This is a genomic window from Actinomadura citrea (assembly GCF_013409045.1).
Lineage (GTDB): Bacteria > Actinomycetota > Actinomycetes > Streptosporangiales > Streptosporangiaceae > Spirillospora > Spirillospora citrea.
On sequence record NZ_JACCBT010000001.1, the window covers coordinates 5,740,832 to 5,762,580 of the forward strand.

At 72.4% G+C, this 21,749-nt stretch carries 24 protein-coding genes and 3 tRNA genes; 9 read left to right on the forward strand and 18 right to left on the reverse strand.

The window, feature by feature from the left end; all coding sequences use genetic code 11:
• Positions 1-47: 47 nt before the first annotated feature.
• The 5 genes from BJ999_RS26670 to BJ999_RS26690 all read right to left on the reverse strand — a co-directional run bounded on the left by BJ999_RS26670 (position 48) and on the right by BJ999_RS26690 (position 4,016).
• Positions 48-677 carry an SRPBCC family protein gene (locus BJ999_RS26670; protein WP_179835814.1) on the reverse strand — a complete coding sequence of 210 codons (630 nt, stop codon included), beginning with the start codon at positions 675-677 and terminating at the stop codon, positions 48-50.
• Positions 674-1,030: an ArsR/SmtB family transcription factor gene (locus BJ999_RS26675; RefSeq protein WP_179835815.1), complete on the reverse strand. Its 357-nt coding sequence runs from the start codon at positions 1,028-1,030 to the stop codon at positions 674-676. The genes BJ999_RS26670 and BJ999_RS26675 overlap by 4 nt, the downstream gene beginning before the upstream one ends.
• Positions 1,031-1,075: 45 nt before the next feature.
• On the reverse strand, positions 1,076-1,669 hold the full coding sequence (locus tag BJ999_RS26680; protein WP_179835816.1) for an FMN reductase: 594 nt from the start codon (positions 1,667-1,669) through the stop codon (positions 1,076-1,078).
• Positions 1,666-2,745, reverse strand: a complete 1,080-nt coding sequence (locus BJ999_RS26685) for an LLM class flavin-dependent oxidoreductase (RefSeq protein ID WP_179835817.1) — start codon at positions 2,743-2,745, stop codon at positions 1,666-1,668. The genes BJ999_RS26680 and BJ999_RS26685 overlap by 4 nt, the downstream gene beginning before the upstream one ends.
• 125 nt (positions 2,746-2,870) lie before the next feature.
• Positions 2,871-4,016 carry a TDT family transporter gene (locus BJ999_RS26690; protein WP_179835818.1) on the reverse strand — a complete coding sequence of 382 codons (1,146 nt, stop codon included), beginning with the start codon at positions 4,014-4,016 and terminating at the stop codon, positions 2,871-2,873.
• A gap of 93 nt (positions 4,017-4,109) precedes the next feature.
• Here BJ999_RS26690 and BJ999_RS26695 point away from each other — a divergent pair, with 93 nt between their 5' ends.
• The gene (locus tag BJ999_RS26695) at positions 4,110-5,024 is read left to right on the forward strand and encodes a LysR family transcriptional regulator (protein WP_179835819.1); all 915 of its coding nucleotides are present in this window, start codon (positions 4,110-4,112) and stop codon (positions 5,022-5,024) included.
• A gap of 47 nt (positions 5,025-5,071) precedes the next feature.
• Here BJ999_RS26695 and BJ999_RS26700 read toward each other — a convergent pair whose 3' ends face one another.
• On the reverse strand, positions 5,072-5,647 hold the full coding sequence (locus BJ999_RS26700; RefSeq protein WP_229810392.1) for a YceI family protein: 576 nt from the start codon (positions 5,645-5,647) through the stop codon (positions 5,072-5,074).
• 99 nt (positions 5,648-5,746) lie between these two features.
• Here BJ999_RS26700 and BJ999_RS26705 point away from each other — a divergent pair, with 99 nt between their 5' ends.
• The 5 genes from BJ999_RS26705 to BJ999_RS26725 all read left to right on the forward strand — a co-directional run bounded on the left by BJ999_RS26705 (position 5,747) and on the right by BJ999_RS26725 (position 7,976).
• Positions 5,747-6,550 (forward strand): universal stress protein, encoded by an 804-nt coding sequence (locus tag BJ999_RS26705; protein WP_179835821.1) that lies wholly within the window; start codon positions 5,747-5,749, stop codon positions 6,548-6,550.
• A 157-nt stretch (positions 6,551-6,707) separates the two neighbouring features.
• Positions 6,708-7,676 carry a CHAP domain-containing protein gene (locus tag BJ999_RS26710; protein WP_179835822.1) on the forward strand — a complete coding sequence of 323 codons (969 nt, stop codon included), beginning with the start codon at positions 6,708-6,710 and terminating at the stop codon, positions 7,674-7,676.
• Positions 7,677-7,718: 42 nt separating this feature from the next.
• Positions 7,719-7,791 (forward strand) — tRNA-Gly (locus tag BJ999_RS26715).
• 28 nt (positions 7,792-7,819) lie between these two features.
• A tRNA-Cys gene (locus tag BJ999_RS26720) sits at positions 7,820-7,890 on the forward strand.
• Positions 7,891-7,904: 14 nt separating this feature from the next.
• A tRNA-Val gene (locus BJ999_RS26725) sits at positions 7,905-7,976 on the forward strand.
• Between the two features lie 410 nt (positions 7,977-8,386).
• Here the strand turns inward: BJ999_RS26725 and BJ999_RS26730 are convergent.
• Together BJ999_RS26730 and BJ999_RS26735 are read right to left on the reverse strand one after the other, a co-directional pair.
• Positions 8,387-8,797, reverse strand: coding sequence for a RidA family protein (locus tag BJ999_RS26730; protein ID WP_179835823.1), 411 nt, complete (start codon positions 8,795-8,797; stop codon positions 8,387-8,389).
• 88 nt (positions 8,798-8,885) lie between these two features.
• A complete protein-coding gene (locus tag BJ999_RS26735; protein ID WP_179835824.1) occupies positions 8,886-10,931 on the reverse strand; it encodes a right-handed parallel beta-helix repeat-containing protein in 2,046 nt (681 codons plus the stop codon).
• A gap of 200 nt (positions 10,932-11,131) precedes the next feature.
• Between BJ999_RS26735 and BJ999_RS26740 the strand changes: the two genes are divergently transcribed.
• Positions 11,132-12,004 (forward strand): DMT family transporter, encoded by an 873-nt coding sequence (locus BJ999_RS26740; protein ID WP_179835825.1) that lies wholly within the window; start codon positions 11,132-11,134, stop codon positions 12,002-12,004.
• A 24-nt stretch (positions 12,005-12,028) separates the two neighbouring features.
• Here the strand turns inward: BJ999_RS26740 and BJ999_RS26745 are convergent, their stop codons facing one another.
• The 3 genes from BJ999_RS26745 to BJ999_RS26755 form a co-directional block, all read right to left on the reverse strand.
• A complete protein-coding gene (locus tag BJ999_RS26745; protein ID WP_179835826.1) occupies positions 12,029-13,009 on the reverse strand; it encodes an NAD(P)-dependent alcohol dehydrogenase in 981 nt (326 codons plus the stop codon).
• Positions 13,010-13,166: 157 nt separating this feature from the next.
• Positions 13,167-13,877: a TetR/AcrR family transcriptional regulator C-terminal domain-containing protein gene (locus BJ999_RS26750; RefSeq protein ID WP_179835827.1), complete on the reverse strand. Its 711-nt coding sequence runs from the start codon at positions 13,875-13,877 to the stop codon at positions 13,167-13,169.
• A gap of 54 nt (positions 13,878-13,931) precedes the next feature.
• Positions 13,932-15,062 (reverse strand): NAD(P)/FAD-dependent oxidoreductase, encoded by a 1,131-nt coding sequence (locus BJ999_RS26755; RefSeq protein WP_179835828.1) that lies wholly within the window; start codon positions 15,060-15,062, stop codon positions 13,932-13,934.
• 90 nt (positions 15,063-15,152) lie between these two features.
• On the opposite strand from BJ999_RS26755, the gene BJ999_RS26760 reads away from it, so the two are divergent.
• Positions 15,153-15,530, forward strand: coding sequence for a helix-turn-helix domain-containing protein (locus BJ999_RS26760; protein WP_179835829.1), 378 nt, complete (start codon positions 15,153-15,155; stop codon positions 15,528-15,530).
• A gap of 26 nt (positions 15,531-15,556) precedes the next feature.
• Here the strand turns inward: BJ999_RS26760 and BJ999_RS26765 are convergent, their stop codons facing one another.
• Together BJ999_RS26765 and BJ999_RS26770 are read right to left on the reverse strand one after the other, a co-directional pair.
• On the reverse strand, positions 15,557-16,159 hold the full coding sequence (locus BJ999_RS26765; protein ID WP_179835830.1) for a ClpP family protease: 603 nt from the start codon (positions 16,157-16,159) through the stop codon (positions 15,557-15,559).
• Complete coding sequence (locus BJ999_RS26770) at positions 16,156-16,782, reverse strand: ClpP family protease (RefSeq protein ID WP_179835831.1); 627 nt, start codon at positions 16,780-16,782, stop codon at positions 16,156-16,158. Before BJ999_RS26770 ends, BJ999_RS26765 begins: the two co-directional genes overlap by 4 nt.
• A 215-nt stretch (positions 16,783-16,997) precedes the next feature.
• On the opposite strand from BJ999_RS26770, the gene BJ999_RS26775 reads away from it, so the two are divergent.
• Entirely contained in the window at positions 16,998-17,381 is a 384-nt protein-coding gene (locus BJ999_RS26775; RefSeq protein ID WP_179835832.1) for a hypothetical protein, read from the forward strand.
• A 3-nt stretch (positions 17,382-17,384) separates the two neighbouring features.
• Here BJ999_RS26775 and BJ999_RS26780 read toward each other — a convergent pair whose 3' ends face one another.
• The 5 genes from BJ999_RS26780 to BJ999_RS26800 are packed head-to-tail and all read right to left on the reverse strand — an operon-like array spanning position 17,385 to position 21,748.
• Positions 17,385-18,344: a catechol 2,3-dioxygenase gene (locus tag BJ999_RS26780; RefSeq protein ID WP_179835833.1), complete on the reverse strand. Its 960-nt coding sequence runs from the start codon at positions 18,342-18,344 to the stop codon at positions 17,385-17,387.
• A complete protein-coding gene (locus tag BJ999_RS26785) occupies positions 18,341-19,399 on the reverse strand; it encodes a 4-oxalomesaconate tautomerase (protein ID WP_179835834.1) in 1,059 nt (352 codons plus the stop codon). The genes BJ999_RS26780 and BJ999_RS26785 overlap by 4 nt, the downstream gene beginning before the upstream one ends.
• Positions 19,396-20,094 (reverse strand): 4-carboxy-4-hydroxy-2-oxoadipate aldolase/oxaloacetate decarboxylase, encoded by a 699-nt coding sequence (locus tag BJ999_RS26790; protein ID WP_179835835.1) that lies wholly within the window; start codon positions 20,092-20,094, stop codon positions 19,396-19,398. Before BJ999_RS26790 ends, BJ999_RS26785 begins: the two co-directional genes overlap by 4 nt.
• Positions 20,091-20,855, reverse strand: coding sequence for a PIG-L deacetylase family protein (locus tag BJ999_RS26795; RefSeq protein WP_179835836.1), 765 nt, complete (start codon positions 20,853-20,855; stop codon positions 20,091-20,093). The genes BJ999_RS26790 and BJ999_RS26795 overlap by 4 nt, the downstream gene beginning before the upstream one ends.
• Positions 20,856-20,914: 59 nt before the next feature.
• Positions 20,915-21,748 (reverse strand): ABC transporter ATP-binding protein, encoded by an 834-nt coding sequence (locus BJ999_RS26800; RefSeq protein WP_179835837.1) that lies wholly within the window; start codon positions 21,746-21,748, stop codon positions 20,915-20,917.
• Position 21,749: the final 1 nt, after the last annotated feature.

Here is a 21,749-nt window from a genome sequence, read left to right on the forward strand (position 1 = left end):
ACTTCGCGAAGGGCGGGGCGGACGCCGGGCGCGCTCGGCGCCGGAGGTCACTGCTCCCCGGTGTACATGGCGATGGTGAAGTCCGCCGCGGTGCGGGCGGTGGCCTCGTCGGCGCCGGCCGCGACGTCGGCGGCGTACCAGCCCTCACCGGCCTGCCGCGCGAACTCGCGGCCCTCCTCGGACATGGCCCAGGCATCGCCGAGCTTGGCCCGGGCGTCCTCGCCGGACTCCACGTGGATGGTGAGGCCGAGGAGCCCCATGTCCCAGCCGATGCCGACGACGCCCGGACCGAACTGGTTCTGCGAAGGGTCGACGAGGGCGGTGTGCTCCAGCTCGAACCGGGTCCGGCCGTCCGCCTCGGGGGTCAGCCGGACCTCGATCCAGGTGGTCTGGCCGCCGTACTCCCACGTCGCCGCGAACCCCTTCGGCGGGTCGCAGCGCTCGATCGTCCCGCTGGCGTTGCCCTCCAGCTGGAAGCGGCCGCCGAGCCGCAGGTCGCCGGAGACCGGCAGGAACCAGCGGGAGATCCGCTCGGGGTCGGTGACGGCGTTCCACAGGTCGTCGACGCCGGTGTCGTAGACCCTGCTGATCGTCGCGGTCCTCGCGGTGCCGGACTCCAGCGCCTTCTCGCCCACCGTGCGGGTGACGGTGTTGATCTGGCCGGTGACTTCGATCATGTCTCGCTCCCTGGGTCGTCGTGATGCGTACGGTGTGCGCGCTTCCCACGGGCGATCTCGGTCGCCAGGGCGTCCAGACGCGGCGTCCAGGACCGGCGGAAGCGTTCGAGCCACGCGTCGATCTCCTGCAGAGGTGCTGAGTCGACAGCGTAGAGCCGGCGCGTCCGCTCCGCCCGCACGACGGCGAATCCGTTGTCGCGCAGCACCCTCAGATGCTGCGACACCGCGGGCTGGGAGATCCCGAAATCCCTCCGGACGGCCGCCGTGACCTCACCGGACGAGCGCTCGCCGCCGGCGAGCAGCTCGAGGATCCGGCGCCGGACGGGATCGCCCACCACATCGAATGCGTGCACGTGACCCAAGTTACAGGCTTGGCTTATATAAGCCAAATCTCAAGTTCAGTGTCCGGCGAGAAGCTGCTCGAACGGCACGGGCGCCTCGTACGGGTCGTCCTTCACCGGGGCCGGCCGGGCCTCCACCAGGGCGGCCAGTTCGGCGCCGGCCCGGGCGACGCGCTCCGGCAGGGCCGTCTCGGCGCTCCCCCAGTCCTCGGACGCCGCGTAGACACCGGTCGGGACGACGCTAGCGCGCAGGTACGCGAACAGGGGCCGCATCGCGTAATCGATGGCCAGAGAGTGCCGGGCGGTGCCGCCGGTCGCGCCGAGCAGTACCGGCGTGCCGTCCAGGGAGCCGCGCTCCAGGACGTCGAAGAAGGTCTTGAACAACCCGCTGTAGGACGCGTTGAAGACCGGCGTCACGGCGATGAGGCCGTCGGCGTTCGCCACAGTCTCGACGGCGGCGCGGAACGTCCCGGACGGGAAGCCGGTCAGGGTCGCGTCGACCATCGCGTGCGCGTGGTCGCGCAGCTCGATCGTCTCGACGGTCGCGTCCCCCCGGAGGGCGCCGGCCGCCGCCTCGGCGAGCCGGTCGGCCAGGAGCCGGGTGGACGAGGGCTGCCCGAGCCCGGCGGAGACGACGGCGAGGGCGGTCATCGCACCTCCTCGACGAGGCGGGACGCGTGGGTCGGGGCGGTCGCCGGGACGTGCGCCGGACGCAGCGCCTCGAACTCCTTGCGCAGCACGGGCACGACCTCCTCCCCCAGCATGTCGATCTGCTCCAGGACGGTCTTCAGCGGCAGCCCCGCGTGGTCCATCAGGAACAGCTGGCGCTGGTAGTCGCCGAAGTGGTCGCGGAACGTCAGCGTCTTGTCGATGACCTGCTGCGGGCTGCCGACCGTGAGCGGCGTCTCCGCGGTGAACTCCTCCAGCGACGGCCCGTGCCCGTAGACCGGCGCGTTGTCGAAGTACGGGCGGAACTCGCGGACGGCGTCCTGGGAGTTCCTGCGCATGAACACCTGCCCGCCGAGGCCGACGATCGCCTGGTCGGCGGAGCCGTGCCCGTAGTGCTCGTAGCGCCGCCGGTACAGCCCGATCAGGCGCTGGAAGTGGTCCGTCGGCCAGAAGATGTGGTTGGCGAAGAAGCCGTCGCCGTAGAAGGCGGCCTGCTCGGCGATCTCCGGGCTGCGGATCGAGCCGTGCCAGACGAACGGCGGGACGCCGTCCAGCGGCCGCGGCGTCGAGGTGAACGACTGCAGCGGCGTGCGGTGCTCGCCCTCCCAGTCGACGACGTCCTCGCGCCAGAGCCGGTGCAGGAGGTGGTAGTTCTCGATGGCGAGCGGGATGCCGTCGCGAATGTCCTTGCCGAACCAGGGATAGACGGGGCCGGTGTTGCCGCGGCCCATCATCAGGTCCACCCGGCCGTCGGCGAGGTGCTGGAGCATCGCGAAGTCCTCGGCGATCTTCACCGGGTCGTTCGTGGTGATCAGCGTGGTCGCGGTGGACAGGATCAGCCGCTCGGTGCGCGCCGCGATGTAGCCGAGCATCGTGGTCGGGGAGGACGGCACGAACGGGGGGTTGTGGTGCTCGCCGGTCGCGAAGACGTCCAGGCCCGCCTCCTCGGCCTTGAGCGCGATCGCCACCATGGCCTTGATCCGCTCGGCCTCGGTCGGAACCCGCCCGTCGGTCGGGTCGGGGGTGACGTCGCCGACCGTGAAGATCCCGAACTGCATGCCGGCCTCCAAATAGTAGAACTTTCAATTATTCTACCGAACCCCGGCCCCCCGGCGGGTATTCCTGCCCCGCCCTCCGGGAGGACGAGCGTGATCGACGCCGGACCACCGCTCGCGCACGTCTTCTAGGCGGCGGGAAGCGGTCGCAGCGGAGCCGGACGCGGCACGGCGGGCAGGAAGAGGCGCCCGCTGAGCGCGCCCCGGACCGTCTGGACGCCGGCCACGGCCCAGGCCGTGACGAGGAGGAGGTAGAGGAGCACGGCCACGTCGGTCAGCGCGTCCAGGCCGGTGATCCGCGACAGGCCGGACGCGCCGGTCACGCACGTCCCGACCGGGAAGGTGAACGCCCACCACGTCATCGCGAACGGCATGCCGCCGCGCAGCGCCCGCAGGTTCGCGGTCGCCGCGATGACCAGCCAGAGCAGCGCGAAGCCCATCACCGGAGCGCCGTAGAGGACGGCGAACGCGCGCGTCGCAGCCGCGTACCCGGGAGCGGCCGTCCCCGCAGCATTCGCGATCTGCACGACGGCCGTGGTGGACTGCCCGAGCGGCCCGAGCACGAGGAACAGTGTCGGGGTGAGGGCGACCGGTGACGGCGGGCCGCCGGCGAGCCGCGCCCAGATGCCGGGCAGCAGGACCAGCGTGGCCAGCAGGCTCGCGCCGAACAGGGCGTAGCAGCCCAACAGCAGCGTGGCGCGGGCCTGCCCCTCCGGCAGGTGCGGGACGAGCGCGGGCCCGAGCGCCGCGGCGACCATCGGGGCGACGACGGGCAGCAGCCAGGTCGGGTCCGCGGGCCCGAGCCGGTGCCTGGTGATCATGAGGTAGGGGACGCCGGCGGCGGCCAGCACGGCGTAGAGCGTCCCGAGCGTCCAGAGGACGGTGTCCAGGGCGATCGCCGCCTGGGCGCCGATCACCTCGGGGCCGAGCATGAGCGTCCCGTAGCCGACGGCGAGCATCGCCATCGGCGGGCAGCCGTAGAACACGGCCGTGGCGGGGTTGTCCAGGAGCTGGAACCGCGCCACGTCCGCGTGGCGGGTGAAGTGGACGGCGCGCGCCGCCATGAGCGCCACGAGCATCAGCAGCGAGCCCGCCCACACGACCACGGCGAAGGCGTGCAGGCCGGGGACGTCCACCGGCAGCGCGTTCGCCCCGTTCGCAACGATCGACGTGCCCATGACGGCCGCGTACCAGTTGGGGCCGAGATGCCGGAACACCTCGGTGGGGCGGTCGAGCGCGCCCAGCAGGGAGCGGTTCGGGGTGGGGAGGCTCATGACGTCCAGGTTCCCCTGCATTCGCCCCCGTCAGTAGAGGTCATAGCTCTATGAGGTCATAAAGCGGGCCTATGGGTCCGTAGAATCGCGGTCATGGCCGTCTCGCACCGCGTCCCCGACCTCGGCGCCCTCGAACTGCTGCTCGCCGTCGTCCGGCTGGGCAGCGTCGGGCGCGCGGCGGCCGAGCTCGGCGTCACCCAGCCCGCCGCCAGCGCCCGGATCCGCTCGATGGAGCGGCAGATCGGCGTGGCGCTGCTCGAACGGTCGCCGCGCGGCTCCCGTCCCACCGAGGAGGGCGCGCTGGTCGCCGAGTGGGCCCGGCAGGTGGTCGCGGCGGCGGAGGCGCTCGACGCGGGGCTCGACGCGCTGCGCGAGCGGCGCGACGGGCGGCTGCGCGTCGTGGCGAGCCTCACGGTCGCCGAGTACCTGATGCCCGGCTGGCTGGTGACGCTCAGGACCGTCCGCCCCGGCGTCGCGGTGACCCTGCGCACCGCCAACTCGACCTTGGTCGCCGAGCAGGTGCGCCGCGGCGGCGCGGACCTCGGGTTCGTGGAGGGGGCGCGCACGCCGTCCGGGCTGCACGGCACCGTCGTCGCCACCGACCGGCTCGTCGTCGTGGTCGGCCCGCGGCATCCCTGGGCGCGGCGGCGCTCCGGGGTCCCGGCCGCCGAGCTGGCGCGGACGCCGCTCGTCCTGCGCGAGGAGGGGTCGGGCACGCGCGAGGTCCTGGACCGGGCGCTGGCCGCGCACGGCGGGACGGCGCCGCCGATGCTTCAGCTCGCGTCCACCACCGCGCTCAAGGCCGCGGCCGTCTCCGGCGCCGGGCCGGTCGTGGTGAGCGATCTGGCCGTCGCCGACGAGGTGGCCGCCGGGCGGCTGGTCTGCGTCCCCGTCCCCGAACTGGACCTCTCACGCCCGCTGCGCGCGGTCTGGCCGGCCGGCCGGCGTCCCGCCGGCCCGGCCCGCGACCTCCTGGGCCTGACCCGCGCCTCCCGCGCCGGCGCCTAGCCGCGACCTGGCCGCTTCGGGCCGGGGACGGCCGGTCGGGCCGGCGGTCAGCGGTCGAGCGGGACGTCGGCGGCGGCGAGCACGGCCTGGATCTCCAGCGCGATCGCGATCTCGTCGCCGAGCATGACCCGGTCGCCCTGCAGCGGGATGTTGAACTCGATGCCGAAGTCGCGGCGGCTGATGGAGGCGGTCGCGGTGAAGCCCGCGCGGACGCCGCCCCACGGGTCGGGGCCCACGCCGTGGAACTCGGTCAGCAGCCGGACCGGGCGGGTCACGTTCCTGATCGTCAGGTCGCCGTGCAGGTGGTAGCGGGGCGTCCGGGCGCGGCGGCCGATCTTGGCACGTTCCACACCGGTACCGGCGAAGCTCATCACCGGGTGGCGGCGCACGTCCAGGAAGTCGGCGGAGCGGACGTGCTCGTCCCGCTCGGCGCTGCGGGTGTCGATCGAGCCCATCCGGATCTCCGCGCGGGCGGTGGAGTCGAACGGGTCCTCCCCGATCACGACCTCGCCCTCGAAGTCCGGGAACGAGCCGCGCACCGTCGTCATCAGGTGCCGGACCGAGAAGGTGATCTCGGAGTGGACCGGGTCGACGGTCCAGCGGCCGGCTTCGAGGTCGGGCACCTCGCCACCCATAAATCCCCCCAAAAATCTGCGAACCTGGCAAAAGTACCCCAAAACTCATCCTGGTCTGTTCCGGGCCTCAGGGGGAATGCTTCGGACATGATCGGTGAACATGTGCTCGCCGGATACGTTCCCGACGCGGGCGGCCGGGAGGCACTCGACCTCGCCCGCGGGATCGTCGCGCTGACCGGCGGCCGGCTGAGCGTGGCGACCGTCCATCCGCCGGACCTCCCGGCCGCGGCGGGCGAGGCCCGCGCGCTCCTGGACCAGGCGGCCGACCTCCTGGACGGCGAGCCGGCGGACCTGCTCGTCCAGGAGGGCCGCAGCGTCGGCCGCGGCCTGACCGTGCTCGCCAGCCGGATCGGCGCCGATCTGATCGTCGTCGGCTCCCCCGAGGGCGGCGCGCGCGGCCGGATCGGCGTCGGCGCCGCCGCCGACCACCTGCTCCACTCAGCGACCGAGGCCGTGATGCTCGCCCCGTCCGGCCACCGGTCGCCCGACGAGCTGGGCCGGATCACGGTCATGTACGTGCGGCGGCCCCAGTGCGACGAGGCGGTCATCCGAGCCGCGCAGGCCGCCGAGCGCCTGGAGGTGCCGCTCCGGCTGGTGACCCTGGCCATCGGCGACGTCAACCCCGAACCGCTCCGTGACGACCTCGCGCTCGCCATCCGGCTCGCCCTGGACTCCGCGGACCTGCTCCCCGAGGACGTCACCGCCGAGGTGGCCGAGGGCGACGACGTCGCGGACGCGCTGGAGGACGTGGACTGGCCCGAGGGCGAGCTGCTCGTCTGCGCGTCCAGCGAGGACGCCGCAGCCCACCGGGTCTTCCTGGGCGAGGTAGCCCTCAAGGTCCTGCGCGCCGCGCCCTGTCCGGTCACCGTCCTCCCGCGAGGCTACTACTGAGTAGTCCCTTTTGACCGGTTCCATGGAACCGCTTGCCGCCCACCGTTTACCTCGGCTACATTCCGTCGAGATCGGAACGTGACCTTGGAACGCGGCACGTTCCGTCCCCCGGTCGGGCGCCACCCCGCCCGAACGAGCGAGGCGCGTCAGGAGCGAGATGGACCCGATCGGCAAGAAGCTGCTCGACATCGCCACGAAGGAGCTCGGGTACACCGAGAAAGGCGACGGCTACACCAAGTTCGGCGAGTGGTACCGCAAGAACCTCGACGGCGACCACGACGAGTACTTCTCGACGGCGCCCTGGTGCGACATGTTCCTCGCCTGGGCCGCCGACAAGGCCGACGTCACCGGCCAGGCCGGGCAGTTCGCCTCCACCGTCGACCACGCCAAGTGGTTCAAGAAGAACGACGCCTGGGGACACGACCCCGAACCCGGCGCCATCGTCTTCTACGACTGGAACGGCTCCGGCGACATCGACCAGGTCGACCACGTCGGCATCGTCGAGAAGGTCGACGGCCACACCCTCCACACCATCGAGGGCAACGCCGACGGCTACAAGCTCATGCGCAAGACCCGCGACATGGACTCCGTCGTCGGCTTCGGCTACCCGTCCAAGATCAAGGTCGAGGCCAAGTACACCCCGAAGCACGCCGCCCCCGCCCCCACCGTCGACCAGGTCGGCGCCCCCGCCGCCTCGACGCGCACCCACGAGCAGCAGCACTCCCCCGCCCCCGAGCACGTCCCCGCCCAGGAGGTCGTCCTCGGCGGCATCCTCGCCTTCGTCCTGTGCGGCACCGTGGCCCTCGCCGCCGGCCGCGTCGCCGCCGCGAAGGCCCCGACGTCCCCGCCCATCCGCGTCCGCAAGCGCGGCAAGCACCACCGCCCGGCCACTCCCGTCGCCCTCCCGGCCGACGTCACCCCCGCCGACCTCGACGCCGCGGACGCCGGCACCACCCTGATGCCCGCCATCTCGCTCGCCGCCGCCCACGAGGCCGAGGACCGCGAGTTCTGGGGCCGCATCGCCCACCTCGAAGAGGACGGCGAACTCGACTTCTGGAACACCCTGCACGCCGAGCTCACCGACTCGGCATCCGACCGGTACGCAAGCACTCCGGGATTCCGCTAGAGTTGTTCGTGCGAGCCCGGGGGGCGACCCCCGGACCGGCACGCGGACGTGGCTCAGTTGGTAGAGCATCACCTTGCCAAGGTGAGGGTCGCGGGTTCGAATCCCGTCGTCCGCTCTGAGAGGCCCCCGTCAGGCCTCGCTCTGGTGGAGTGGCCGAGAGGCGAGGCAACGGCCTGCAAAGCCGTGTACACGGGTTCAAATCCCGTCTCCACCTCGCAGCACACGCAAGGGCGATTAGCTCAGTGGGAGAGCGCTACCTTGACACGGTAGAGGCCACTGGTTCAATCCCAGTATCGCCCACGAGTCGGGCCACCGTGTTCGGCGCTTTTGGCGCCTTCCCCGGTGGCCCGCAATGCTTTCCCGGGGGACGACCCCCGGACCCCCGAGTCGGGCCACCATGGTCGGCGCTTTTCGGCGCCCTCCCGGTGGCCCGCAATGCTTTCCCGGGGAGCGACCCCCGGACCCCCGATGTGGGGGACTCCGTCCCCCACTCCCCCTGCGCGCGGGGCTGGACTTTGCGGCACGCTTTCAGAACTCACGTGGCCTGGCCCCGCGGTGCGCGGATGCGTCGGAGCCGGGGCTAGGCCGTTGTAGACGCGCTAGCCACTCGGCAGCCTCGGGCCCGGGTGCTACTCGCCCAGAAGCCTGGAGCGGCCAGAGGGGTGTGCGGCGCGGCCTGGTTCGCGGGTTCCTGCGCGATGTTCGTGGTCTCAGGGGTCGAGTACGGCGGCGGTGGCTTCGATCTCTACGAGTTGGTCGGCGTAGCCGAGCACGGTGACGCCGATCAGTGTGCTGGGGACGTCGTGGTCGCCGAACGCGTCTCGGACCACCTGCCATGCCGTCGCCAGGTCCTCCTGCCGGGAGGAGGCCACGAGTACGCGGGTGCTGATGACGTCGTGCAGTGCCGCGCCGGCGTCCGCCAGGGCGGTCCTCATGTTCTCCAGGGCCTTGGCCGCCTGCCCTGCGTAGTCGCCTGTCGCGGCGGTGGAGCCGTCCTCGTTCAGCGGACACGCCCCGGCGAGGAAGATCAGCCGTGCCTCCGCCGGGGCGGTCGCCGCGTAGGCGTACTCGGCGACGGAGGACAGGGACGCGGAGCGGATCAGCGTGACGGCGCGGGGCATGGCGTTCCTCTGGCGTGGGGCTGTGGGGCTGTGGGGCTCACACCCTTCCAAAGGTCGACCCGGCGGTCGACGCATTTTCTCGCCGGCGTCAGCGCCGGAGCTGCGGGGTGAACGCCGCCGCGCGGGCGTAGAGCTTGTACAGCTTGAACTGGCCGGCGAAGGAGAGGCCGCAGGCGTTGTCGAGGACGCTGGTCGCCTTCTGGTTGCTGAGAGTGGTGCCGCGTGCCCCGGGGTGGTCGATCTGGCCGCCCATGAACACCTGCATCCTGGTCAGCATGTGGTCGCGCTGGTCGGTGTTCATCTCGTGCCAGGAGTGGCAGGTCACCGCCGCGAGCAGCGCGTCGTTGAGCTCTCCCCCCGCGCCGTGGTCGTGGTCGTCGGCGGGCGCCGCCTTCCCCGCGGTCGGGGACGTGAACCAGGGACACGGGCCGCCCGGCTTCAGGTCGGACATGCAGACGAACAGTTCGGCCTCGTTCCCGAGATTGCCGAGACCGATGCTCAGCCAGGGGATCTTGCCGTTCAGGCAGTCGGGCAGGTTCTTCGGGGAGCCGGTCGCGTTGCCGTTGGAGTACCAGCAGTTGCCCACGTTGCCGGGGAAGGCGTCCCACCAGAAGTCCACTCCGTTGCCGGACATCGTGTTGCCGTGGAACGAGTTGCGGTGGGACGTGGACAGCTTCAGGGGGTCGCAGCCCGTGATGGGCCCGTTCCCAGGCCCGCAGACGAAGGCGTCGGGGACGGCGAACAGCATGGCGCCGCGCCTCTTGTTGTCACGGAACCGGTTGTCGCGGACCACGTTGTCGTCGCCGCCGGCGATCCACATGCCGGTGCCGACGGGGACCGGCACCGACGGCACCACGTCACTGCCGGGCAGGTAGGGGTTGAAGTTGTTGGAGTAGAAGTCGTTCTTCTCGATCAGGTCGCCCTGTTGCGGGAAGCCGGGGTGCCCCGCCGCGGTGAACACGTCGGTCGTGAAGCCGAGGCCGTTGTCGTAGAAGTTGTTGTGGTGCAGCCAGGTGCCGCTGCCGTCCGTGCCGGAGTAGCCGCTGGTGTTGTGGTGGGAGTCGCAGTAGCGGATCTCCTGGCTGTACCGCGCCGTCGGATAGACCTTCGGGTCGCGGCCCGCCGAGGTCTTGGCGCCCGACCCCGGATAGAGCCCGGAGTCGCCGTTGCCCGCCGCCTCGCAGTTCTGCATCACGCCGTGGTCCTCGACGAAGGTGAGCACGCCGTACTCGCCCGCGTAGAAGGTCTTGAAGCGGTCGAGCAGGTACCCGTTGCTCTCCAGCACGTAGATGTCGTGCTCCTCGGCGTGCCGGACGGTCACGTTCCGCAGGACGAACCCGTCGGCCCGGTCGGCGCGGATGCCCACGTCCTTCGCCGAGCGGCGCGGGCCGCCGTTGCCTGACGAGGGGTCGCCGGCCTCCACCACCACGTCGTCCGCGCTGACGCCGGACCCCTCGAGCTGGAGGTTGCAGCGCACGCACGCGCCCCGGTTCGGGATGCCGTGCCGGTCGACCAGCGGCGGGTCCGGGTCCTTGCCGGAGCCGGGCGAACGGCCCAGCACGGCGATGAGGTTGGCGTCGTTCTGGCACATGTACTCGCCGAGGTAGGAGTAGGCCCCCGTGCTCAGCTTGTACGGGTCGCACGCCTTGTCGTGGGTGGGCTTCGCGCGCGAGGTGGGCTCGGTGTAGACGCCCGGCAGGACCACGACCCGGTCGTTGTTGCCCGAGTCGGTCACCGCGGGCTGGATCTCGCCGTACCGGCACCGCGAGGCCAGCGCCCGGTTGATCCGCGTGAGCTCCCGCGCCTCCGCGGCGCTGAACCGCCGGTGGTCGTGCGGCCGGATGTCGTAGCCCGACCTCCGCGCCCGCTTGATCGAGGCCTCCAGCCGCTTGAGCGAGTCGGGGCGGCACACGACGCGGGTCTCGCCGCCCCTGCTCGTCGTGATCGACGAGGCCAGGCTCCTGGCCTTGGGCACCGCGCCGCCCGCACACGGGCTGACCGAGCAGTCCGGGCCGGGCAGCGGCCAGTACGAGGGACGCTCGATGTGCGCGTCCGCGCCCGCCATCAGCCCGAGGACCAGCCCGGCCGCGGTGGCGACGATCAACCAGAGCCTGCCGAGATACCGTCTGCCCATCAGCCAACCCTCGTCCCGGAGACCTCTGCCAAGCGCTTGCTCGACCAACGGCCCCACGAATCACGAAATTTGAGTGAAATTCACGTTCAATCTAGCTGCGCGCAGGTCGGAAGATCCCGCCCAACGTCCACAACCGGTCACCACTGCCCCGGACGGCGGGCGCGAGTACGATGGCGCCGCAGTCGGGGGAAGGTCTCCTTGTGAACGGCTGGGCACTTTCGCTCGTTCTCGTCGCCGCGGTGGTGCACGCGTTCTGGAACTTCTCCGCGAAGCGGGTCGGCGACGGAGGGGCGGCCTTCGTCTTCCTCTACTACACCGTTTCGGCCATGGTGTTCGGCCCCGCCGCGGCGGTACTCCTGGTGCTGGAGCCTCAGCGTCCGCAGTGGACATGGCTCCTCGCCGCACTGGTGACCGCGATCCTGCACGTGGCGTACGGGATCGTGCTGCAGCGCGGGTACGCCGTCGGCGACCTGTCGGTGGTCTATCCCCTGGCCAGGGGCACCGGGCCGCTGCTGTCGGTGCTGGTGGCGGTCCTCTTCCTCGGCGAGGACCCCGGCCTGCCGGGCCTGGTCGGCGCGCTCCTGGTGATCGCCGGCGTCCTGGTCGTCAGCAGCGGCGCACCGGCGGAGGGCGGCGCCTCGCCGGCACGGCGCCGCGCGGGCGTCTTCTACGGCGTGCTGACCGGGGTCATGATCGCGGGCTACACGCTGTGGGACGCGCATTCGGTGACGGAACTGGCGGTCCCGCCGCTGGTCTACTTCGGCTCCGGCGCGCTCGCCCAGAGCCTGCTCCTCGCGCCGTACGCGTTGCGGGACAGGGCGCGGGTCGCCCGGCTGTGGCGCGACCACCGGCGCGAGGTGCTCACCATCGGCCTGCTGTCGCCGGTGGCGTACCTGCTCGTGCTCTTCGCGCTCCGGATCGCGCCGGTCAGCCTGGTCGCTCCCGCCCGTGAGCTGAGCATCGTGCTCGGCGGACTGGCCGCGTGGCGGGTGCTCGGCGAGACGAACGCCGTCCGCCGTCTGGCGGGCTCGGTCGTGGTGCTGGCCGGGATCGCCGCCATCGCGATGGCCTGACTCCCGGACGGACCCGCCCGGGAGTCAGAGGGCGATGGCGACCTTCCCCCGGGCGTGGCCGCGCTCGATGTAGCGAAGGGCCTCGGGGAGTTCGGCGAACGGGTAGGTCCGGTCGATGACGGGCGTGACCTGCTCCTGCTCCATCAGACCGGCCAGGAACCGCAGGTCCGCGGAGTTGGGTTTCCAGCCGACGGAGGCGATGCGCTGGCTGACGAAGGGGGAGGCCAGAGCGCCGCGGACGATCTGCCCCGCGGGGCCGAGCAGCCCGCCGCGCGGCGAGGCGATGCCGCCCACGATCACCAGCGTGCCGCGGGACGTCAGGCAGCGTCGCAGTTCGGCGAGCGGCCGGTCGCCCACGATGTCCATGAGCATGTCGTACCGTCCCGTTCGCTTCGTGAAGTCCTCGCGGGTGTAGTCCACGACATGGTCCGCGCCCAGGGAGTGGACCAGTTCGAGGTTGCGGGTGCTGCACACGCCGGTGACCTCGGCTCCGAACGCCTTGGCGAGCTGGACGGCGAACGTCCCGATGCCACCGGAGGCCCCGTTCACGAGGACGCGCTGCCCGGCGGAGATCCTGCCGGTGTCCCGCAGCCCTTGCAGCGCGGTGTGCGCGGCCATCGACACCGACGCGGCCTGCTCGAAGGCGAGACGGGCGGGCTTGACGGCCAGCCGGTCCTGCGGGACGGCGACGGCCTCGGCGAACGACCCCAGGCGGACCTCCCCGAAGACCTCGTCGCCGGGGCGCAGCCCGGTCACCGCGCCGCCCGTCCGCTCCACGACGCCGGCGAGGTCGGCGCCGAGGATGAGGCCCGGTCTCGGCCGCCGCAGCCCGCAGCTGAGCCGCACCAGCTTCGGGTCGGCCCGCATGTGACGCCAGTCGTAGGGGTTCACGGACGCCGCCCGTACCCGGACGAGCACCTCGTCGGGGGCGATGTCGGGTTCGTCGACGTCCTTGAGGGCCAGCACGTCGGTCGGGCCGTAGCGGTCCCAGGTCCAGGCCTTCATGGCGACCTTCTCTCCCGAAGGCGCGGGGGACGCATCCGTCGTACGCCGTAAGGTTCTCATACGCCGTAAGGTATTCGTACGACGTAAGGCAGTCAAGGCCCCGCAGGGCGGACTTTGTCGGGGGACGTCCGGTGCGCTCGCGGGCGACCGGCAAGGGTCACCTGCCGGCGGCGCGGCGCCGCTCCAGCCCTTCGAGGATCAGGTCGAGGGCGAACTCGAACTCGAACTGGTCGTCGCAGAAGCCCAGGGTGCCGTCAGGATCGTCGTGGGCGGCGTCCGCCAGCATCCCGGCGAGGTGGGGGAACCGGCCGGCCATCTGCTCCATCAGGGCAGGATCGTCGGCGGCCTGAGCCTCGCCGGGCTGGAACAACTCCTGAGCGAACCCGAGGGCGCGGCTGCCCAGGACGTGCAGCGCGCGGTGGGCCAGGTCGAAGGAGAGACCGCCCGCCCGGAGGAGGCCGACGACCTGGTCGTAGTACGCGATGACGACCGGGTTCATGGTGCTGCGCGTGCCGAGCAGTTGCGGGGCCCAGCGGTGGCGGAGGAGGACGTCCCGGGCGGCGAGGATCCGCGCGCGCAGCGCCGCCCGCCAGTCCCGCTCGGGGGGCGGGGCCTCGGTCTCCTCCACCGCCGTCATGATCTCGTCGAGCACCACCTCCACCACCCCGTCGAGAACGGCCTCCTTGTTGGCCACATGGTGGTAGAGCGACATCGCCTCGACACCGACCTCCTGGGCGAGCCGGCGCATGGTGAGGGATTCGAGGCCGTCGCGGTCGGCGAGCCGCACGGCCGCCCGCAGCACCCGCCTGCGGCTCAGCGGGACGCGGGGCTGCTCGGTCAGCTCGTCGGCGTCGGCCCGTGAACTCATGGATCTTCCTCCCGGCGCACTGTACCCGTACACGGTAAGTCCGGCCCGGCAGCTCTAGGGCCTCGGGTGTGGGGGTGGGCGGTTCGGGCGGTAGGGGGCGAGCGCGGGCGACGGTCGGCCGGCGAGCTCCTGGGCGATCAGGGCGGCGAGGTGGGGGGCGAGGGTGATGCCGCTGTGGGTGACGGCGGTGTACAGGCCGGGGCGCTGGAAGCCGATGAGCGGGTACCCGTCCGTCGGCAGGGGGCGGACGCATCGCCGTACGTCGGAGATGTTCGCGGCCAGGGCGGGGATGAGCGCACGCGCGCGGGCGAGCAGCTCGCCGCCGACCTGCCGGATGAGCGCCGGGGAGGCCGACTCGTCGATTCCGGCGTCCAGGTCGTCGGCCTCCAGGACCAGTCCCCCTGCCTCCGCGGGCCGGGCGGACAGGCCGGGGGCGTGGACGAGTCCGTTCAGGACACCCTGCGCGGGCGAGGTGGTGGCGACGAGGCACGGGGCGGCCGAGCCGGGCTCGGACGGGTCGACCATCGGGAGGGGGACCCCTGCGGTGGCCAGGAGCGCGGGGCTGTGCCGCCCCGCCGCGCAGACCGTGAGGTCGGCGTCCAGGTCGCGGCCGTCGTCGAGCCGTATGCCGGTCACGCGGTCGCCGTCGGTGTTGAGGCGGACCGCCCGGTGGCCCGTCACGACGTCGGCGCCGTGTTCACGGGCGCGCCGGGCCAGGGCCCGCGCGGCGGGGCCTCCATGCACGTAGGCCTCGTCCGGGTAGTGCGCGACGAGTGCGTCCGGTGGAACCGCGACGTGCGGTTCCAGCTCGTGGAGGCGGTCGGAAGTGATCAGGTCGGCGGCGTAGCCGAGGCCCGAGAGCCGGGCGACCCGGTCGGCCAGCCGCTCCTTGGTTTCGTCGGCGGTCGCCCACATGATGTTGCCCGACGGCCGGTACCAGGCGGGGTCGCCGAAGCCGGCCGCCAGGTCGCGCCAGGTGGACATCGCCGCCGTCCGGAACCGGTGGTAGGCCGGGTCCGCGGGGTCGTTGGCGTTGATCCAGGCGTAGCTCGTGCCGGACGTCCCGGCGCCGGGCCCCTCCCCCTCGACCACGGTGAGGCGCGCGGGGGCGCCGGACGCCGGACGGGTGAGCCGGTCCGCCAGCGCGGCCCCGATGATCCCTGCTCCCACGACCAGTACGCGCATGCCCCCAGGATGGCAGCCGCCCCCGGCTCCGCTGTTCTGCGGTGGGCGGAATTCCTGGGGCCCGCAGCTCGGCCGACCTACGATGTGCGCATGGCCGAGACCGCGCGACCGCTCATGCCCGCCGACGACATGCCCGCCGACGAGACGCCCCGCGAGCCGAACGCGGCGCGCCGGGCGGAGCCGCTGTGGCGCGACGCGCTCGGCCAGAGCCTGCGGCGCCTGCGCCTCGAACGCGGAGAGATACTGGTGGAGACCGCCCGCCGCGCCGGGGTCTCGCCGCAGTACCTCTCGGAGATGGAGCGCGGCGTCAAGGAGCCGTCGAGCGAGATGATCGCCGCCGTCGCCGGCGCCCTGGACGTGACGCTCGGCGACCTGACGCTCGCGATCGCGACGACGCTGCTGGCCGTGCCGGCCGGAGCGGCTCCGGCCGGCCCGACCTGCCAGGTCGCGTACGCCCTGGCCGCGTAGGCGGACCACGCCGCGTAGGCGGACCACTACGCGGGCATCGGCTGCCGCTCCTCGATCACGTGGTCGATGAGGCCGTAGTCCTGCGCCGTGTTCGCGGTGAACACGCGGTCGCGGTCGGTGTCGGCGCGCAGGGTCGCGACGTCCTGCCCGGTGTGCCGGGAGAGGATGCCCTCGATGTCGGCGCGCACCCGGACGACCTCGTCCGCCTGGAGGATGAGGTCCGGGATCGCTCCGCGGCCCTGCCCCATCGGCTGGTGCAGGACGACGCGGGTGTGGGGAAGCGCCGCGCGTTTGCCGGGGGTGCCCGCGGCGAGGAGGACGGCGCCGACGGCGACCGCCTGCCCCACGCACGTCGTCGCCACCTGCGGGCGGATGTAGCGCAGCGTGTCGTACACGGCGAGCATCGCGCTCGGGTCTCCCCCTTCGCAGTTGATGTACAGCTGGATGTCGCGCTCGGGGCTGTCGGACTCCAGGAACAGCAGCTGCGCGACGAGCGCGTTCGCGACCCCCGCGTCGATGGCGGTGCCGAGATAGATGATCCGCTCGGTCAGCAGGTGCGAGTAGACGTCCATGACGCGTTCGCCGCGGGGGTGCTGCGCGATGACGTTCGGGATCGTGTAGGTGCTCATCGTGCGGCTCCTGACGGGGCGCCGAGCCCCACGGGTCGGTGACGGGTGGGCATGACCTCGTCGAACGTGCTGACGATCGCGTCGACGAACCCGTACTCGAGTGCTTCGCCCGCCGTGTACCAGCGGTCGTGCAGCGAGTCCTCGAAGACCTGCTCGATGGGCTGGCCGGTGTCCTCGGCGATGAGCCCGAGGACCGTGTCGCGTGTGTGGCGCAGGTCGTTCGCCTGCAGTTCGATGTCGACGGCGGCTCCCGCGATCCCGGCGGAGCCCTGGTGCATCAGCACGCGGGCGTGCGGCATGGCGCGGCGCTTGCCCCGGGTGCCGGACGACAACAGGAACTGACCGGCGCTGTAGGCGATGCCGAGCACCAGTGTGGACACCTCGCACGGGATGAGCCGCATGACGTCGCGGATCGCCAGCATCGACGGCACCGACCCGCCGGGGGAATGGATCCACAGCGCGATGTCGGTCGAGGAGTCCTCCCTCGCCAGGATCATCATCTGCGTCGCCAGCAGCGTGCCGTTGTCGTCGTCCAGCGGGCCGTCGAGGACGAGAACGCGCTGCTGGTAGAGCTCGCGCCGCACTCGTTCGTTGAACAACGGGATTGCCTGTTCCTCGCTCATGCCCTTCACTCTGCGTCCGCCCGCGCACCGGTGACAGCCTGATCTGCCCACGGCGGATCCGCCCAGAGCAGCGCGGCCCGCCTGGGTCCGCGGGCCCCGCGCGGCGTATTTGCGCGTGCGAGGGCATGTTGCCTGGTCAGCGCGGGTATCAGGAGTGTTCGGACGTGAGGCCGGACGGACGCCGGGGGGAAGCGGTGCGCGAGGAGACCAGGGGCATGGACGCCGAGACGGACGTCGAGCGGCGCGTCCGGCGCGTCGGAACCGGCGCGAGCGACCGGCCGGGAATGCTCGAAACCGAGGCCGGGCCGGGCGGGGACGAGGCCGAGACCGATGTCCGGCAGCGCGTCCGGCACCTGGGGACGGGCGGGCACGGCGACGTCGGGGACCGCGCGCCGGAGTCGGCGGGCGAGCGGGCCCGCGCCGATGTGCAGCGGCGCATCCGGGGCGTGGGGACGGGCGCGAGCCAGGCCGCCGGGACGCTCGGGTCGGACCCGGCGCCCGACACCGGCGGCGCGCGCAGGGACGTCGAGCGGCGCGTCCGGCATCTCGGGACGGGCGCCAGCGGCACCGCCGGGGACGCGACGCGCAGCGAGCGGTGAGCGTCAGGGCGCGGGGGCGTCCACGGGCGGGGTGCCGTGCGTGTGGAAGGACTCGATGGTCTTCAGCCCCCACGCCTGGCCCTTGGCGCGTTCGGCCTCGGTCCAGGTGATGGTCTTCCAGTCCGGGGCCAGGATGAGGCGGGCGCAGGGGTTGCACAGCTCGATGCGGTTGCCGCCCGGCTCGTAGACGTAGAGGAAGAACGTCTGCTGGATGGCGTGCTTGTGCGGGCCGGTCTCGATGAAGACGTCGTTGTCGAGGAAGATGTCGGCGGCCCGCAGGATGTCCTCGCGGGTGTCGGTGGCGAACGCGATGTGGTGCAGGCGGCCGCGGGCGCCCGTCCGGTCGCGCGTGTAGACCAGGTCGTAGGACTTGTTGGTGAAGGTCAGCCACCGGGCGCCGATGGCGCCGTCATCCAGCCGGATCTGCTCGGTGGGGTGCCCGCCGAGGACGTCGCGGACGAACCCGGTGCTCGGTTCCACCTCGGCGGCCAGGAAGTTGACGTGGTCGAGGCGGCGGACGCAGACGCCGAGCGCCGGATAGGCCTGCGCCTGGTTCTTCAGCGACGGCCTCAGCTCCGGCGGCGCCTCGTACCACTGCGACTCCCAGTAGATCTCCAGCTCGTGGCCGTCGGGGTCGCGGAACACGTAGGTGGGGCCGATGCCGGGGTCGCCGTCCCGCCAGCCGACGCCGAGCCCGGCCTCCTCGATCGCTCGGACGCGCCGGTCGAGCGCCTCCCGGGAGGACGCGCGCAGCCCGGTCCGGCGGATGCCGGAGGTGGTGTGCGCGGTCAGCTTGAGGGTGTGGTGCTCGTAGTCGTCCCAGGTGCGCAGGTACACCGAGTCGCCCTCGGCGCCGACCTCGGTGAGGCCCATGACGCGGGTGAAGAACCAGAGGCTCCTGTCCGGTTCGGGGGTCAGCAGCTCGACGTGGGCGACGTGGGCGATCTCGTGTCTGACGTTCATGCGGAACTCCGGGGGAAGACGGTGCCGTCGAAGAGCTTGCGGGCGGTGCGGACGATGCTGGACCGGCGCGGGGACATGCCGTCGAGCTCGACCTCGACGTCCAGCCGCCCGGTGGGGTGCTCGACGCTCATCGGCTTGCCGGGCTCGGGGAGCCGCGCCATGTCGTGGCCGACCGCGCCGTCCATGAGCAGCGCGGTGGCCACGCTGACGGCGCCGAGGACGCCGATGGAGGCGTGCGGGCGCAGCGGGATGAAGGTGCGGGTGCAGATCGTCCCGCCGTCGCGGGCGGGGGCGACCAGCGTGGTCTTGGGGACCGGGGCGCCGGAGACGTCGCCGAGGCCCATCAGCTCGCCGGCCCGCAGGCGCAGCGCCTGGACACGGTCGCGCAGGCCGTCGTCGGCGGCGAGCTCGTCGGGCGTCTCGTAGCCGGTGACACCGAGGTCGCGGGCGGCGGCGACCACGACCGGCATCCCGTTGTCGACGCAGGTGACCTCGACGCCGTCGACGAGGTCCCGGACGTTGCCGGTGGGCAGCAGCGCGCCGGTGGCCGAGCCCTCGGTGTCCTCGAAGTCCAGCACGATCGGCGCCGCGGTGCCGGGGACGCCGGAGATCGCGGTGTCGCCGTCGTAGCGGACGGCACCGCCCGGGGTCGCGAACCGGGCGGTCGCGACGCTGCCCGAGTTCACCATCAGGATGCGGACGCCGGTGCGCTCGCCGCCGGGCGCCGCGAGGCCGCGTTCGACGGCGAAGGGCCCGATGCCGGCGAGGATGTTGCCGCAGTTCTGCCGGTCGGAGACCGTCGCCGCCTCCACGCCGAGCTGGAGGAAGAGGTACTCGACGTCCACCCCGGGCCGGTCGGAGGGGGTGACGACGGCGACCTTGCTGGTCAGCGGGTGGGCGCCGCCGATCCCGTCGATCTGCCGCGGGTCGGGCGTGCCCATGATCCGCAGCAGCAGGGCATCGCGCTCGCCCGGGTCGGCGGGCAGGTCGGCGGCGAGGAAGTAGGCGCCCTTGGAGGTGCCGCCCCGCATCAGCATGCAGCGCACCCCGTTCATGTCTCCTCGTACTCCTCGTAGGGGACGTACTCGATGCCCATTCCGGGGAGCCGGTCGCGGAGCCCGTACCGGTCGAGGCCGAGCTGCCCCTCGCGGAACGCCGCGCGGGTCGCCTCCTCCTTCTCCGCGCGCGCCCGCGCGGCGGTGACGGCGCGGGGCACGTCCTGCCGGGCGACGCGCATCACGCCGTCGTCGTCGGCGACGATCGCGTCGCCGGGACGGATCGTCTGCCCGCCGACGGCGATCGGCACGTTGACGGCGCCGGGCGTGGCCTTCACGGTGCCCTGCGCGCTGACGGCCGCCGACCACACGGGGAAGCCGATGCGGTGCAGGTCGGCCACGTCCCGCACTCCGGCGTCGATGACGAGGCCGCGAACGCCGCGGTGCTGGAGGGCGGTCGCGAACAGCTCGCCGAACATCCCGTCGGTGGACGGGGAGGTGGTCGCCACCACCAGCACGTCCCCGGGACGGCACTGCTCCACCGCGACATGGATCATCAGGTTGTCGCCCGGCCAGGACAGGACCGTGACCGCGGTCCCGGCGATGCGCGATCCGAGGTGCACCGGCCGCAGGGACGGGCCGAGGCAGCCCGTCCGTCCCATCGCCTCGTGGACGGTCGCCACGCCGTGCTCCCCGAGCGCGTCGACCTGCGCGAGGTCGGCGCGGGGCGGGTCGGTGACCACGATCGTTCTCATGCCAGCACGTCCGTGGTCTGCGGGTACAGCCGTACGTACGCCTCGGCCATGGTGTCGTGCGCCAGTCCGAGGTTCGGCCCGGCGTTGCGCTTGAGCTGGACGCCGCGCCGCCTGGCCAGGTCGGTGTAGTAGTCCCACATGTGTCTTTGCGCGGGCAGGCACTCCATCGCCTTGCGCTTGCGGTCGAACACCGGCGTGATGTCGAGCAGGACGTCCGGCTTGAAGTCGCACTGCTCCGGCTGGTGCGGCTCGAAGAAGAACACCGGGGGCGCGCCGAGCGGCTCGCCCGGCGCGTCGTACCCGATCGCCTGGGCCAGCACCCGCGCCTGCAACGCCATCCGCGCGGCGGCCGGGTGGTCGCCGTTGTAGGGGTCGGCCGGCGGGTGGGTCAGCACCACGGCGGGCTCGAAGTCGCGGTACACCCGCACCAGCCGGTCCACCAGCTCGGGGCTCTCCGGGAGCGGGTAGTCCCCCGCGTCGAGGAAGTCGATATCGGCGCCGAGCTCGGCCGCCGCGGCCTCCGCCTCCGCACGGCGCAGCGCCTTGATCTCGTCGAGGCCCTTCCCCTCGCGCCAGGCGCGCGCGGACTCCCCGCGCTCTCCGTAGCTGAGGCACACCACCTTCGCCCGGTCACCGCGCGAGGCGGCCAGCGCGATCGCGCCGGCCGCACGCCAGACGAAGTCCCCGGCATGGGCGCTGACGACCAGCAACGGACCCGCGGCCGACGCCTTCTCCGCGCTCACCGCAACCTCTGGACTCATCGCAACCTCTCAGATCGTCAACAGTCGTGCATCGCCTAGTGCGTGAACGTGGGCGCGTCTCACGCGTCCGCCGGCCGGTGGCCGCCCTTCGCCTGCTGGACGAGCCGGTAGACCCGGGCCCGCAGTTCGGCGAAGCGCGGGTCGGAGCGGGTGGCGAGCTGGTCGCGCTCGTCCGGCAGGTCGATCGCGACCTCCTCCAGGACGACGGTCGGCGAGTCCGACAGCACGATGACGCGCTGCCCGAGGTAGACGGACTCGTCGATGTCGTGGGTGACGAACAGGACGGTCACCCCGAGCCGGCGCCAGAGGGCCCGGACGAGGTCTTCGAGGTCGGCGCGCGTCTGGGCGTCGACGGCGGCGAAGGGCTCGTCCATCAGCAGGATGTGCGGCTCGTAGGCGACCGCGCGGGCGATCGCCACGCGCTGCTGCATGCCTCCCGACAGCTGCCAGGGGTGGGCGTCGTGGGACTCGGCCAGACCGACGGCCTCCAGCGCCTCCCGCACGAGCCGCCGCCGTTCCGCCTTCGGGACCCTCTTCTCCTTCAGCGGGCGTTCGACGTTCTGCCGCACCGTCATCCAGGGGAACAGGCTGCGGCCGTACTCCTGAAAGACCACGGCCATGCCCGGGGGCGGGCCCGTGACCCTCTGCCCTTCGAGCACCACCTCCCCGGACGTGCACCGCAGGAGCCCGGCGACGCATCTCAACAGGGTGGTCTTGCCTGCGCCGGAGGGCCCGACGATGCAGACGAGTTCCCCCGTCCCGACGGAGAAGGTCAGGTCGCGGATCGCTTCGACGTCGCGGCCCCTGCCCTCGTACACCTTCCTCAGGCCGCGGACGTCCAGCAGCGCCGTGGATGTGCCCGGGCTCTTCGCGCCGGTGGGCGTGGTGGTCATC

What these genes read in the sequence shown, in the direction of transcription:
- BJ999_RS26680 (WP_179835816.1), bottom strand. Translation starts at nt 1,669, where the DNA reads ATGACCGCCCTCGCCGTCGTCTCCGCCGGGCTCGGGCAGCCCTCGTCC.
- BJ999_RS26760 (WP_179835829.1), top strand. Translation starts at nt 15,153, where the DNA reads ATGGCCGAGACCGCGCGACCGCTCATGCCCGCCGACGACATGCCCGCC.
- BJ999_RS26705 (WP_179835821.1), top strand. Translation starts at nt 5,747, where the DNA reads ATGATCGGTGAACATGTGCTCGCCGGATACGTTCCCGACGCGGGCGGC.
- BJ999_RS26710 (WP_179835822.1), top strand. Translation starts at nt 6,708, where the DNA reads ATGGACCCGATCGGCAAGAAGCTGCTCGACATCGCCACGAAGGAGCTC.
- BJ999_RS26775 (WP_179835832.1), top strand. Translation starts at nt 16,998, where the DNA reads ATGGACGCCGAGACGGACGTCGAGCGGCGCGTCCGGCGCGTCGGAACC.
- BJ999_RS26730 (WP_179835823.1), bottom strand. Translation starts at nt 8,797, where the DNA reads ATGCCCCGCGCCGTCACGCTGATCCGCTCCGCGTCCCTGTCCTCCGTC.
- BJ999_RS26780 (WP_179835833.1), bottom strand. Translation starts at nt 18,344, where the DNA reads ATGAACGTCAGACACGAGATCGCCCACGTCGCCCACGTCGAGCTGCTG.
- BJ999_RS26735 (WP_179835824.1), bottom strand. Translation starts at nt 10,931, where the DNA reads ATGGGCAGACGGTATCTCGGCAGGCTCTGGTTGATCGTCGCCACCGCG.
- BJ999_RS26770 (WP_179835831.1), bottom strand. Translation starts at nt 16,782, where the DNA reads ATGAGCGAGGAACAGGCAATCCCGTTGTTCAACGAACGAGTGCGGCGC.
- BJ999_RS26795 (WP_179835836.1), bottom strand. Translation starts at nt 20,855, where the DNA reads ATGAGTCCAGAGGTTGCGGTGAGCGCGGAGAAGGCGTCGGCCGCGGGT.
- BJ999_RS26750 (WP_179835827.1), bottom strand. Translation starts at nt 13,877, where the DNA reads ATGAGTTCACGGGCCGACGCCGACGAGCTGACCGAGCAGCCCCGCGTC.
- BJ999_RS26690 (WP_179835818.1), bottom strand. Translation starts at nt 4,016, where the DNA reads ATGAGCCTCCCCACCCCGAACCGCTCCCTGCTGGGCGCGCTCGACCGC.
- BJ999_RS26765 (WP_179835830.1), bottom strand. Translation starts at nt 16,159, where the DNA reads ATGAGCACCTACACGATCCCGAACGTCATCGCGCAGCACCCCCGCGGC.
- BJ999_RS26745 (WP_179835826.1), bottom strand. Translation starts at nt 13,009, where the DNA reads ATGAAGGCCTGGACCTGGGACCGCTACGGCCCGACCGACGTGCTGGCC.
- BJ999_RS26670 (WP_179835814.1), bottom strand. Translation starts at nt 677, where the DNA reads ATGATCGAAGTCACCGGCCAGATCAACACCGTCACCCGCACGGTGGGC.
- BJ999_RS26790 (WP_179835835.1), bottom strand. Translation starts at nt 20,094, where the DNA reads ATGAGAACGATCGTGGTCACCGACCCGCCCCGCGCCGACCTCGCGCAG.
- BJ999_RS26755 (WP_179835828.1), bottom strand. Translation starts at nt 15,062, where the DNA reads ATGCGCGTACTGGTCGTGGGAGCAGGGATCATCGGGGCCGCGCTGGCG.
- BJ999_RS26695 (WP_179835819.1), top strand. Translation starts at nt 4,110, where the DNA reads ATGGCCGTCTCGCACCGCGTCCCCGACCTCGGCGCCCTCGAACTGCTG.
- BJ999_RS26685 (WP_179835817.1), bottom strand. Translation starts at nt 2,745, where the DNA reads ATGCAGTTCGGGATCTTCACGGTCGGCGACGTCACCCCCGACCCGACC.
- BJ999_RS26785 (WP_179835834.1), bottom strand. Translation starts at nt 19,399, where the DNA reads ATGAACGGGGTGCGCTGCATGCTGATGCGGGGCGGCACCTCCAAGGGC.
- BJ999_RS26800 (WP_179835837.1), bottom strand. Translation starts at nt 21,748, where the DNA reads ATGACCACCACGCCCACCGGCGCGAAGAGCCCGGGCACATCCACGGCG.